Below are 12610 nucleotides of genomic sequence, written 5' to 3'. Positions count from 1 at the left end.
GGGCCAATGCACAATTGCCGGAACTCGTGAACCACCTTCCCAATGCTGTCCTTTTTCACCTCGTAACGGAGCGTTGCTGCTCGTCTTGCGCCGAACACCGCCATTATCCGACGTGAATACAATTAATGTTTGGTCTGCAATTCCGCTTTGTTCAAGTTGACTTCGGACGCGTCCTACTGCTTCATCAACGGCTTCCACCATAGCCGCATACTCTGGGTTCTTGTGATTTTCACCGGCTGGCAATCGTTTGTATTTCTGCACCAGGTCTTTCCGACCCTGAATGGGGGCATGTACCGAGTAAAATGAGAAATATAGAAAAAAAGGTTTCTCATTATTCTGTTCGATGAGAGCAACCGCTTCGTCTGCCAGTCGATCTGTGAGGTAGCGTCCTTCGCGCTGTGACTTAGTCAAATTGCTTTGCCACTTCATCGCAGCACCACCGTAGGGAAAGTGGTAACTTGCTGGTGAACCACGTTTGGAACCTCCAATATTGATATCGAATCCGTGATCCTGAGGGAGATTTCCCGAACCGCCAAGATGCCATTTTCCTAAATGCAGCGTCGTGAAGCCGGCGTCATGCAGTGCTTCGGGTAACGAAGTGTGTTTCTGCTCTAGATGCTGCTTCCATTTTGGGGGTAGAAGTGCGAATTGGCTATACTGTTTCCCCCAGCCGGGAATCCAATCCGTTAGATGAGTACGAGCCGGATACATACCGGTCATCAATGCACCACGTGTTGGCGAACAAGCATTGCAGGCCGAGTAGTTTTGTGAGAATTTCATCCCATCAGCGGCAAGCTGGTCGATATGGGGCGTTTGATAGAAATCACTGCCATAGCAACCCAGATCAGTCCAGCCGAGATCGTCAACTAGAAAGAATACGACGTTCATAGGACGTTTGGGAGACATGCCGTTTGATGTCCCTGCCAAACTGGTACAGATCACAAACGCTGTCGCAGCACGGAAAAACGATCCTTTCAAAAGAGGTTTCATTTGAGTCGCTCCAGAATATTGTGGAATAGTCAATCCGAGATTGTACAAACTTTGTGTTGCTTATGGCCCCATTTTAGCGGGATCATAATTTCATACTAAGTCATCACTGGCCCTGGTTCACGTTGATCGTCAAATCTTTAAGATCAATTGTAAGTGGAATTATCGAAGTATGTTACCGCAACGAATTGCTCGCTGATACAGTGGGTTATTTGACTAATTTTGGAATAATTAAGCATAAAGAGATGATATTTTTGTCTCTAAAACGAATTGAACTCTGTATCCGAAGCGTGACTTTAATCCTGCATTCTAGGTCAGTAAATACTTGAAACATTTTGTGATTCTGATCGTCTAATAAAATGTCTCGTTTTCTGAAATGTTGATTCTATGGTATTTCATTCGGAGAGCATTAGGTTATTATACGTAAGTATAGATCATTTCACATCAGTAGATCTGAGGAGGATTCTCTCTTTGGTAACTTCTAAATCGAGACAAGTCAGATTTCACAAAATACCTGAGGCATAACAAGCGTGCGCATTTTGCGTATCGTTTTACGGATAATGAATTGATGTCTTTTCAATAGAATACTGGGATTTCTCACAGTGTAATACGAAGATAGTCCCTGAATCAAATCACTCTTTAATAATGGAGTACAGTGATGCGTGACTTTCATTCTTTTTCCTGGATGTTGCTGACGGTTTTTCTTGGGTGTTTTTGCAGTCTAACGACAATGAATAATGCTGAAGCCGTCGAACCCCAAAAAAATGGAGGGAAGGTTTCGGGAACATTTACTAGAGGTAAGCGACTCTCATCTCCCACCGTCCGAACTTCTTCCCCCCTCCAAACTTTGAGTTCGAAAAAATCTGTGAAAGTGCCCGCAGGGACGCACGAGCAAATTGCGATTATTGAAGTGGGCAGTAAATCTGATTCGACTATGCGAATCAATACGTTTTGTATGAACAAAGCAGGAAATCTTATAGCCGCCTGTGGTAATGGTCCGGGAGAAATTCGGGTATTTAATCGTGACGGGAAGTTGCTTGAAACATGGAAGGTTCCCATCGCCCCGGATGCGATTAATGTAGATGAAGACGATATGGTTTACATCGCCGGTAGTGGGAAATTAATCAAACTTGACTCACACGGAAAATTGCTCATGACCAAAGATGCTCCTCACGCCAAAGCGGTTAAAGAAAATAGCGGGAAATTACGCGAACAGGTCGTGCAACAAATGAAGGCACGTTCAAATGTCACTGTAACAATGGTGCCTCGCCTCCAAAAAATGATCGACGATATCAAAAGTAAAAGTAAGACGTTATCCGAACAAGAGAAGAAACGAATTGTTGGCTATGAAAGCATCATGGCACATTATAAAAAGATGGAAAAAGAGACCAAGCAAAAACAACTGACTGAAAAAGAAATCGACGCTCAGGTAGAAGCCTTATCAAAACGTAAATTAAGGGTTTCATCACTGTCTACTAACGATAAAGAGATCTTCATTGCCTGCTCAGCAGCTACCGGGTATGGTTACGAAGTTTGGCGTACCGATAAAAATTATGAAAATGGAAAGATTATTGTGAAAGGTCTTCGGGGTTGTTGTGGACAGATGGATGTTCAATGTAACCAGCAGGGAATTTTTGTAGCAGAAAACTCAAGGCATCGTGTTAATCATTATGATAGTGAAGGAAAACTGATCAAATATTGGGGAAAACGGGATCGGAATGGAGTTGAAGGCTTCGGAAGTTGCTGTAATCCCATGAATGTTGCCGTGGGGCGGAATGGCGAAGTTTATACGGCAGAATCGAATCTGGGATATATCAAACGTTATTCTACAGAGGGGAAGTACCTTGACTTTATTGGAAAAGTAAAATTGGTGCCGGGTTGTAAGAATGTTTCTATTATGGTTTCCCCTGATGGTAGCCGGGTTTACATGATGGATCTGACACGAAATCATATCATTGTGATGGCCCAAAAACCGACGGCAACTGCAAGTACATCAAAGAAAAAAGGTTGAGACATTGCAGGCACGCGTTAGCTTCATACCGTGTTTTGCAGCTGACTTTCAATCTGATATCACTCATCAATCTGGGGAGAGAAAAAGTGACTTTCAAACAGAACTCGATTCTACTGATGTCGCTGATTGTGATCCTTTTATTAAGCGTCGCGCCAGCTTACACGGGTGAAAAAACGCCAGCGATTGAAGACAGTCAGCGGACACTTTCGTTGATCGTGATGGATCCATTGGCGGCTCCCCTTTCTTGCCCGTGTGTGAAGGGATATGCTCAACGTAAATATGAGAAGCTTGGCGAATATCTCGAAAATCGCTTGGGAAGCAAAGTGAAAGTCACGTTTTCAGACTCACTCTCGAAAGCGATTCAGGATGATGAACAGGAGAGTTCTTATCTAATCATTGGCAAGAATTCTGTCGTTCGCTCTGATGCGAAAAAATTGAAGATGAAGGTTCACGTCCTCGCCAGTCTCTCAGATCTCCAGGGAAAAACAACCCAAACAGGGTTGATTGTCGTCCCCGCTAAAGATCCTGCTAAAACAGCCAAAGACTTAAATGGCTATCGCATTTTACTCGGTCCCTCAGACAGTGATGAAAAACATCTCGCTGCCGTTACCATTTTAAAAAATGCCAACGTGAAACTTCCTGAAAAACTCGAAATTAGTGCAGCCTGTAGCGATGGTGCCTGCAAAATACTGGAATTTGGTAAAGACGTACGTGCTGCTGCTATCATTTCCAGCTATGCCAAACCGCTGTTGCAAGGTTGCGGCACGATCAAAAAAGGAGATTTGCGCGTGGTTGCGGAAACAAAACCAGTTCCATTTATCACTGCATTTTCCAGTGGAAATATAACGCCCACAGAACGCCGACAATTATCATCTGCTCTTATGAATGTGGGGCACAATCCAGAACTTTGTGTCGCGTTAGAATCACTTGTCGGCTTTGTACCGGCTGAACTTCCCAAGCAGATTTCTAAACGGAACAAAGCCGAAGATGTAAAAAAAAAGTAAGCTACAAACAGACTAAACTATCGGAACAGATTTGGCCGGGGTGGCGCGGACCGCACCGAAATGGTTTGACTCGGCAATTACCTGCGTCACTTCCTCCCAAAGCAAAACAAGTCTGGAAGTTTGCTCTTGCTTTTCCGGGGCTGGGAGGAATTGCTTCGACATCCGAAAATGTCATATTTGGGGATCGTGACCTTACTGACCAAAAAGATGTTTTTCGCAGTTTGTCAGCACGCGATGGGAAATTACAGTGGCGCTTGGAATATGACGCGCCGGGTGAGCTGGACTATGGACCTTCTCCACGCGCAACCCCGTTGATTTATAATGATCTAGTGTTTCTGCTGGGTGCCTTTGGCCATTTGCATTGTGTCGAACGATTGACGGGTAAAATTCTCTGGAAAAAAATCTGTACGATGAATATGGTCTGGAATCAAAACCCACCTGGGGAGCTTGCTCTTCGCCACTCATTGTAGAAAACAAGCTCATTGTAAACCCCGGTGCTAAAGAAGCCTCTCTGGTTGCCTTGGATCCCAAAACCGGTAAAACTCTATGGAAAACTCCAGGAGAAGCCGCTGGTTATGGTTCTCTCATCGCTGGAAAGTTTGGTGGGCGGTTGCAGATCGTAGGTCACGATGCTATTTCGCTTGGTGGGTGGGATGTCAAAACGGGAAAGAGATTATGGAAAGTGATTCCTGAATTTACCGGCGATTTTAATGTTCCTACACCGCTGGCTGTCAACGGAAATCTGTTGGTCACCACTGAAAACAACGGTACGCGTCTGTTTTCCTTCGATGCAAATGGAATGATTAACCCAAAGCCCATTGCGGTCAACGAAGATCTGAATCCCGATATGAGTTCTCCGATTCAAATTGGCGATCTGATTTATTGTGTCTGGAATGAAATGTTTTGCCTGAATTCAAAACTTAACTTGAAAACCACTTGGTTTGCTGAAGAAGCGGCTTTGAGTGATTATGCAACTCTGATTACAGATTCAAAAAGGATTCTTGTAATCGGAAAAGGAGGGCGATTATTATTACTCGATGGCAAGGCAAATCATTTCAAGGTGATTTCAAAGCTAAATCTTTTTAGTAAGCCGAACGATGATAATATATTTTCTCACTGCGCTCTGGTAGGAAGTCGTTTATACCTGCGCGGCGAAAGCGAGTTGATTTGTGTAGACTTATCTGGACAATAAATGTTGCAAGCAGATTGGTAGCCGCAGTATTGTAAAGGTCTGGGGTGAGCCCGTTAGTACTCATGGCCCCCTGTAACATAATATTCTCGGCTCTGTTCCGTCTTTTATGATGGGTCTCGTGTGATATATTTATTATTGAATGCGTTGGGTAACAGGCATGAATTCTGTCAAGGGTTAAGCTTCCTGGCGATCTGGGGCATGCTGACAGTTGTGGTGCCTGTCCATTTGCAGGCAGATGAAAGCAATCTTTTTTTGACTTCAGGTGTGACTGAAGATGGTTGGCCTTTTGTGCGTGGCGTACATTCTGACGCCCATTCGTCGGAAATTCATCTTGCAGATCATTGGCCTCTAGTAGGTCCTCCCGTGCTGTGGGTCAAAGATTTAGGACAAGGTTATTCGGCGTTTGTTGCCAAGGGCAATCGTGTTTATACCCAAGCTCAGACGCTGCAAGGACAATATGTCTATTGTCTCGATGCACGAACTGGAAAGACGCTTTGGGAATATCGTTATGACTGGCCTTATGAATTGGCAGGTGTTTATCCGGGACCGCGTGCGACACCAACATTAGCTAGCGGGCGTTTGCTGTTTTCTGGACCGAGCGGGTTAATTGGTTGTCTGGATGCCAAGAGTGGGAAATTACTCTGGTCTCGCAATGTGGTAGAAGAATTTCAAGGCAAAGGGGGGGCAGGCTTTGGATATTCTTGCTCGCCGACTGTTGTTGATGATCTTGCGATTCTACCGGTAGGAGGGCCGGGAGCGAGCCTGGTCGCTTTAAATTTATCTGATGGTAAGACTGCCTGGGCTGAGGGAGATCAACCTGCCAGCTACAACCCTGCGATGCCGATTAAGCGAAACGGACGGCAGCTTGTCGTCGGATATCTAGAGAATGCGCTTGTTTTCCATGATTTGAAAACAGGGGAACTATTGCATGAGCACGAATTATCGGAAGGTTACGACGAACATTCCGCCTGGCCGATTTATCGAGAACCATATTTGTGGATTGCCGCTCCGTTTCGATCCGGTTCGCAGCTGTTTGAATTACCAGAGGAATTGAGTCAGGATAAACCCCTGAAGAACATCTGGCGCTCCCGCAGCTTGTCTAATGATGTTCTTTCGAGTGTTCTTGTTGATGGCAAGATTTATGGATTTGACATTTTTGATCAACAGTCGAAAACACAAAGACCATCACGTGGGAAATTTCGGTGCCTTGATTTTTTAACCGGGGATGAATTATGGGAACAAGGCTCCGGACGTCCTGAGCGTTCGAACAATGATACATCTGATGAAATAGGGCAGGCCGGTATCGTTGTTGCGGATGGTAAGTTGATCATGCTTAATGAACGTGGCGAGTTGATTTTACTGCGCGCGAATCCGAATGAATGTGAAATTCTGGCTCGTTGTTCTGTTTTAACTGGTCAGTTGACCTGGACGCCTCCCATCCTGCACCGTGGTTGTATTTATATTCGGAACCAGTCAAGAGCTGCTTGTATCTATGTGGGGGATCCCAAATTACTGCCAAAGAACCAACATACTCTGGCACTGTCTGATATTCCCCAGGATCGTTACTTTGATTGGGCTGGTCAAATTCTTTCGGTGGAGCCGGAGTATGCATTCGACCTCCCATCACGCGAATGGTTGTGGAACTGGTTCTACTGGTGTTCCGGATTACTGCTTGGAAGTCTGATTCTCGCTATGGTCCCAGCTTGCTTCGTTCAATCTGAGCGTCGAATGTTAACATGGATTATTGGCTATCGTGTTTTGGCGTTCGTTACCGGCGCATTGGGAACCACCTGGATCAGTGCTTGGACACAGGAATTCGTCTTCACTTGGCCACTTTGTCTTTTTATTGCTCTGGAACCGGTTCTGGCGATCGTGCAATTCCGCAGGGTGAAGGAAATGAAAATATCTTTCTGGAGAGACTACCTTCCCTTATTCTGTTTTTTGGTCATTTTTACCCTCTACTTTCTGCTCTGCCGTCGACTGAGTCTCATTTTTGAATGGGCATTTCTGGCAGGACCAATCGGGGCACTCCCCTTTGGGATTTGGGAATGGCATCTAAAAAAGGATACTTCGGTTAAAGTATTATTCGGCGTGATCTTAAAACTGGTAACGTTTGCCTGTTTTTACGCGAGTGGTGTGATTGTATTATGGCTCAGGTATTAGATTAAACCTTGGATTCGAACAGGCTTCATAATCAATTTCGCTACTATTAGTGAATGGATCAGATCACCTGGACCGCATGTTGCAGTTGAAGGCTTAAGCAACTTGTTTCGCTCTGGTTTGCAATGCTTTGACCAGCTTGTGAATCAAGGCATCTGCATTGGCATCTGCCGTTTTGAGGTCGGCTCCTTTTTCCAAAGCCACGATTTGATTATCCAGCTTATCCGCCCAGGCTCGACAGCGATTAATTAACCAGGTTCGATCTACATTTGCAAGTTGTGGATGAGGGGCGTTGATCAGTGTCTCACAACCATTGCGGAATTGTGTTAAACGTGTGAGTAATGCCGCTTTGGTATCGGTTGGTTTCTTAAACCATTCGTTAGCTGAGTCAGCCAGCCCATTCAGGTATTGGTCCGCCGGGATATCTGCAGTTAAAACTCCGGGGCGATTCCATCCCCAGCCGGGCGCGGCCTCTGGACCTTGATTAATGAAAACTGCGACGAAAATTAAAGCCGCCGAGACAAATCCCAAAGCGAAAATTTTTCGATATGGAACCTTCTTAAAGTCTTCGGCTTGTTGAGTCGCTTCCGAATCGAGAATCGGTTTCTGAAGCGCCCCTTGAATGATAAGCTTCGTTTGCTGGATTTCAGAGTCATCATTTTGGTTTAGAAATTGTTTCTGCCAATATTCTTCACCTTCCAACAGCAGGCGTTCCTGCAACTCCATTAACAAGTACGGATGCGTGAGTAGTTGTTGAAATTGAGCCTGTGTCAGTTCCGAAAAGCCGTTTTGAATAATGCTGTTCCACTGCTCACCACAGATCGCTTCGATCGTCAGATCATAATCATGATCTGAATGGACGGCAGAGAGCTGTGCTACGATAGATGACAGGTTTGGACCCGTAATTTGTGTTGCCAGCCAATCGCTGAGTTCGTGTGTTTGTTCTGGCAGGTCGAAGGCAGCGAGATTCATGCTGTCTCCTTTTCTTGCTGATTAACACAGTCTTCTAAAAACTGTTTCGCGCGATGGAAACGAGTTTGTACTGTATTATATTCTACATTCAGTCGCTCACTGATTTCTCGATGACTTTCACCTGATAATCGGAGTTTGACAATTTCTTGCCTGACTTCATCCAGTTGGCTCATACAATCCCGCAGTTTCGTTTTTTCTTCCTGTTGAATGAATTCCTGAGTCGAATCTTGCGTCTCGGGAAGATCAATTTCTTCGTTTAAAGAGGTCGTCTTTTTTTTGCGAAATTCGTCTAATAGTAAATTCTTGGCAATTTGAAATAGCCAACCACGAAAGTGCGACCCATCAAAATGTGTCGGGATTTTTTGCCAGGCACGCATCCATGTCTCCTGGGCTATGTCGGATGCATTGATATGAGGCGAAACACGAACTTTGAGAAACGCTAACAGGAAAGGGGCATGCCGATCATATAAACTATTGAATGCCATTTCTGCCTCTTGTTTCTGTACAGACGATGGCTCACGCACTTTGATTAAGTTCGTAAGCTGCTCGTCGGTAGATGAAATAAGATTCAGGCTGTTGGACATGACTCTAATGTACCCTGAGCCAATTTAGCTCACAAGTCATCCATTCAGCCTGAGCCCAAATTTATAATGTATTACCCCGTGAGCTCAGTAACAGACTTTAACCCAACGGGTGATGGGAACTTTAATTGTATAGCAGCGAACTGTTTTTACCTGATATGGCTTGCCGCAGTGGTCATATCGAGTGATGTAATGCGTCTGATACTTTTTCTGAAGCTGGTATGTAGTTACCTGCTGATATCGACATTGTTGTTGTGGTTGGCAAGCATGGCCGGCTGAGGCAGTGGACGTCCCTGAAACAGCAAGCAGACCCGCCAGAACTGCCAATACCAATGTTTTTTTCATGCTCCTCATCACTCTCTCCTGTCTGATCTTCAAATAGTAGGTAAGTTTGTTTGATATCAGGGAAACGGATCAGTTTGCCTGATCTTCCCCCCAATGTCCTTTTTTTTAAAGATTTCTGACTGGGTAAAATGAGGTAAAACTGAAATCGCCTGTCCGGCGTCTAAATCATTTATTACTATTGGGTTGGAGCCGTTGATGTCTTCCTTAGACCTGCGAATCCACAATAACACATTTAGTTCGATTTCAAGAAAATCAGGCATATCGACTAAATTTCTCCAGGGATTTATCGTCGACGTCTACACCAAACCGTGAAATCTGATGGTCCTGGCTGAAGTTTTCTGTAACAGAGATCACAGGGTTTCTATGGCATCCTGCAGTCTGATTGACTTCCGGATTATTTCCATTTGAGCTAATTCCAAGTGTGATAAATGTAACGTTTACTGCGATGTCAAATAACATGTTCATTTTTCTGACTTTCTAATTATGATTTGAGTTTGTTCTTTTTCAGGAACTAACTATTCCCGGCTTTCAAAAGGAGAACGAAACACTGGTGATGATCTTCCACAGATTCTGTATAAATTCTTCAGATTGTGAAAATCTCTGTTTCTATTGTGTTAAATCGATTGAATGGCCTTGGTGAAAAATATGTTGATATGACACCCTGATGTGTTGCTCATATCATTTTTCGGTCATATCTCCGAAACTGCCCACTATTTCGACTTGGAAATGAACAGTGGCAAGTGTCTGGCATTTCTGAGAATGATAGTTCCAGAAGAGGATTTCTAAAAAAACCAGAGAGTCGGAAAGATTTCAGGATGAGAGTTGTTTAAAGTGTATTGACCAGCAATATTCAGATCATTTTCTCATAGGCAGCAAGGTTATCATGAGATTCGAAGCCAATATCATCAGAACGACGTTGTCCCTACTAGTTTTTGGAGTAGTAAATTTTCTGTTCGTGGAAAAAACTCAAGCGGATGGAATTCACCACCAACTTCAGAAACAGATTCCCAAAGTGATTAATTATCTCAATGAAAACGAATTCAAGACAGTTGGAGTCCTCAAGTTTCGCGTTAAGAAGCCGGGAGAGAAGACTACCAGTAGTGCGGGTTCCCTTAATTCTCTATTGGCAGATCGTTTGGAAGTTGGATTGATTCTGGCGAACCCTCTTGATGAAAGGCGCCAACTTAAAATTATTAAGGACGCCAGCGCAAGGGCGGCAAAGATTGACGAGGCCAGCCACTTGACTGAAGCAGGGCGAAAGGCATTATTCGGACCTCGTTTCAAGCTTGCATGGGGTAATCAATCTGTTATCGCAGACGCTTTTCTGACAGGCATTATTCAGGTTCATGATGATAATCAGCGCGCTAGTATCGGCATTCTATGCTTCAACAAGAGTGGGGGAAAATTGGAACGAGCCTGTGAAGTTTTTGAAGTGGAACTTGATGCAGAGGTGCTTGGAGGTATTGGCGAAAGTTTTTTATTACGAGGAGCATTTGATGATGGTTCAACACAGTTGACTTTCAAAGATAGTCAAAAACAGAAACAGCAATTGGTTCTCAAAGAAGCGGTTCAAGTCAAAACACAGCAGGTGAAATTTCCCTTATTCGATACTGCTGCTCCAGTCAAGTTGGATCTGTTTTATGATGGTCAACCAGTGTCTATCGAAATGAGACAGGGTCAGGCTTTTGTCGCTGAACCTAGAGCAGGCCAGAAGGTTGAAATAGCGCTCATTCGAAACCCTTCTGCGCGTGGCCGACTTGGAATTGTCTTGAAAGTGAATGGCGAGAACACTCTGTATCGTCAAGTCGTGCGAGATTTTGACTGTACCAAATGGATTTTGTCGCCAGACTACACAAAAACGGTCGTAAGAGGTTATCAGATGAAGAATAATGTTGCCGAGAAGTTTACTGTTTTATCAAAAGCAGAATCAGCCCGACGGGCAATGGATTATGGACGCCAGATCGGGCAGATTCATATGACGGTATTTCAAGAACTCAGCGCTGCCAAACCAATCTTAGCGATCCTTGATGAAGATGAACAAGATCTGACAGCAATGTTAAGAGGGGTTCAGCCAACAAAGCAACCTAAGAATCTAGGAGCATTAAAGCATCAGATCCGTCTTGCGGGTCGTAAGGGCTCTCAAGCACGAGGTTTAATTGTACAAGGAGCGAAAACAGCTAATAAAGTGGAAACAGTCACCTTTAACACCGACCCCACTCCCGTAATGTCGGTTACAATTAATTACTACAAGCCCTGATAGTTCATGTAAGAGGCTGGAATAAAACAATCAATTGAATCGTTGTATTTAGTGCCATAAGTATTATGACAGGTGAGATTATGAAATTATTTTGGATACTTGTATGGGTCAGTTTCAATTTTATTACACCTGTGACATGCGCTTATGCCGAAAAGATGGTAGAAGTCACAGCCGCCTCGACTTTGATGAAAGTGAATAACGACACCATTGCCACGATTCGGCGTGGTCAAAAAGTCTGGGCATTCCGAACGGAGGGCAAGTGGGCTTGGGTTAAACATCCAAAAGTTTCCAAAAAAGGCTGGGTCCTGCTCAAAGATTTGAAAAATCTTCCACAAACAGAAGAACAGAAATCATTACTCACTGAAGCTCGGCAAATCCGAAAAAAAGCGACTGCAATCAAATCAGACTTTCATTCCACTGAGCGCGAACAGGCCTGGCAATCTATCTGGTACTATTTTCGACGAGTCTACAGCTACGATCACCCGGATACTGCAGTTGCCAAAGTGAATTACGCTTCAGAAATTGACGGAAAGGGAGAATTTGCCCGTGCAGCCAAGATAATGCAGGAAGCCATCAAAGTGGTCGAACGCTGGAAAGGTGAGGATAATAAAGAAGTTGTGAAAAGTCTTGAAGTACTTTCTGCAACTCAATATCGGGCTGCCAAATTCACTGATGCTCTGGCGACACTAGAAAGGGCTATCGATCTTCGCAAGAAATATTTCCAATCTGAGACGACTGAGTATGCTTTATTGCTCTGCAATCTAGGTGTGATGTATGAGCAACAGGAAAATCTGACAGAAGCTCGTGCGAAAATTGAAGAATCGCTGGAGATCCGCCGAAAGTCTCTGGGGCGAACACACGTCGAAACAGTATCGGGAATGTATCAACTGGCTGGTGTTCTATATGCCCTGCAAGATGTGTCTGGTGCGCAGAAACTTTTTGAAGAGATCGTTGAGATAAACCAGAAAACGGGGAGAGCCAATGATAAGCAAGCTTTGTTTGTCAGGCATTCATTGATGCTGCTCTACCAGGATATCGATGAATGGGATCGTGCTGAAGCGATTGGCAAAGAATTGCTGCCTATGCTGCGCAAAAAATTTC

13 protein-coding genes are annotated in these 12610 nt (G+C 44.3%); 7 read left to right on the top strand and 6 right to left on the bottom strand.

Annotated features, from left to right (window positions below; all coding sequences use genetic code 11):
- Nucleotides 1–990, bottom strand: a 990-nt coding sequence (locus Q0668_RS01045; protein ID WP_298859054.1) for a sulfatase, incomplete at its 3' end; no start/stop codon positions are given.
- A 655-nt stretch (nt 991–1645) separates the two neighbouring features.
- On the opposite strand from Q0668_RS01045, the gene Q0668_RS01040 reads away from it, so the two are divergent.
- The 5 genes from Q0668_RS01040 (at nt 1646) to Q0668_RS01020 (ending at nt 7357) form a co-directional block, all read left to right on the top strand.
- Nucleotides 1646–2998, top strand: coding sequence for a hypothetical protein (locus Q0668_RS01040; protein WP_298859052.1), 1353 nt, complete (start codon nt 1646–1648; stop codon nt 2996–2998).
- An 86-nt stretch (nt 2999–3084) separates the two neighbouring features.
- On the top strand, nt 3085–4002 hold the full coding sequence (locus Q0668_RS01035) for a PhnD/SsuA/transferrin family substrate-binding protein (protein ID WP_298859050.1): 918 nt from the start codon (nt 3085–3087) through the stop codon (nt 4000–4002).
- 65 nt (nt 4003–4067) lie between these two features.
- The gene (locus tag Q0668_RS01030) at nt 4068–4472 is read left to right on the top strand and encodes a PQQ-binding-like beta-propeller repeat protein (protein ID WP_298859048.1); all 405 of its coding nucleotides are present in this window, start codon (nt 4068–4070) and stop codon (nt 4470–4472) included.
- Between the two features lie 50 nt (nt 4473–4522).
- Nucleotides 4523–5194, top strand: a complete 672-nt coding sequence (locus tag Q0668_RS01025; protein WP_366918855.1) for a hypothetical protein — start codon at nt 4523–4525, stop codon at nt 5192–5194.
- A gap of 120 nt (nt 5195–5314) precedes the next feature.
- Entirely contained in the window at nt 5315–7357 is a 2043-nt protein-coding gene (locus Q0668_RS01020) for a PQQ-binding-like beta-propeller repeat protein (protein ID WP_298859046.1), read from the top strand.
- 93 nt (nt 7358–7450) lie between these two features.
- Here the strand turns inward: Q0668_RS01020 and Q0668_RS01015 are convergent, their stop codons facing one another.
- From Q0668_RS01015 to Q0668_RS00995, 5 genes are all read right to left on the bottom strand, one after another.
- Nucleotides 7451–8326 (bottom strand): hypothetical protein, encoded by an 876-nt coding sequence (locus tag Q0668_RS01015; RefSeq protein ID WP_298859044.1) that lies wholly within the window; start codon nt 8324–8326, stop codon nt 7451–7453.
- Entirely contained in the window at nt 8323–8910 is a 588-nt protein-coding gene (locus Q0668_RS01010) for a sigma-70 family RNA polymerase sigma factor (protein ID WP_298859043.1), read from the bottom strand. Before Q0668_RS01010 ends, Q0668_RS01015 begins: the two co-directional genes overlap by 4 nt.
- A gap of 84 nt (nt 8911–8994) precedes the next feature.
- Nucleotides 8995–9261, bottom strand: coding sequence for a hypothetical protein (locus tag Q0668_RS01005; protein WP_298859041.1), 267 nt, complete (start codon nt 9259–9261; stop codon nt 8995–8997).
- Nucleotides 9262–9308: 47 nt separating this feature from the next.
- Entirely contained in the window at nt 9309–9512 is a 204-nt protein-coding gene (locus tag Q0668_RS01000; RefSeq protein WP_298859040.1) for a hypothetical protein, read from the bottom strand.
- The gene (locus Q0668_RS00995) at nt 9505–9711 is read right to left on the bottom strand and encodes a hypothetical protein (protein ID WP_298859039.1); all 207 of its coding nucleotides are present in this window, start codon (nt 9709–9711) and stop codon (nt 9505–9507) included. Before Q0668_RS00995 ends, Q0668_RS01000 begins: the two co-directional genes overlap by 8 nt.
- A 424-nt stretch (nt 9712–10135) precedes the next feature.
- On the opposite strand from Q0668_RS00995, the gene Q0668_RS00990 reads away from it, so the two are divergent.
- Nucleotides 10136–11509, top strand: coding sequence for a hypothetical protein (locus tag Q0668_RS00990; protein WP_298859038.1), 1374 nt, complete (start codon nt 10136–10138; stop codon nt 11507–11509).
- Nucleotides 11510–11589: 80 nt separating this feature from the next.
- Nucleotides 11590–12610, top strand: a 1021-nt coding sequence (locus Q0668_RS00985; protein ID WP_298859037.1) for a tetratricopeptide repeat protein, incomplete at its 3' end; no start/stop codon positions are given.

It is taken from the genome of uncultured Gimesia sp. (assembly GCF_937910335.1).
Taxonomy (GTDB): Bacteria; Planctomycetota; Planctomycetia; order Planctomycetales; family Planctomycetaceae; genus Gimesia.
Note: the sequence above shows the minus strand (reverse complement) of the source record. Positions and strands in the feature narration are given on the sequence as shown.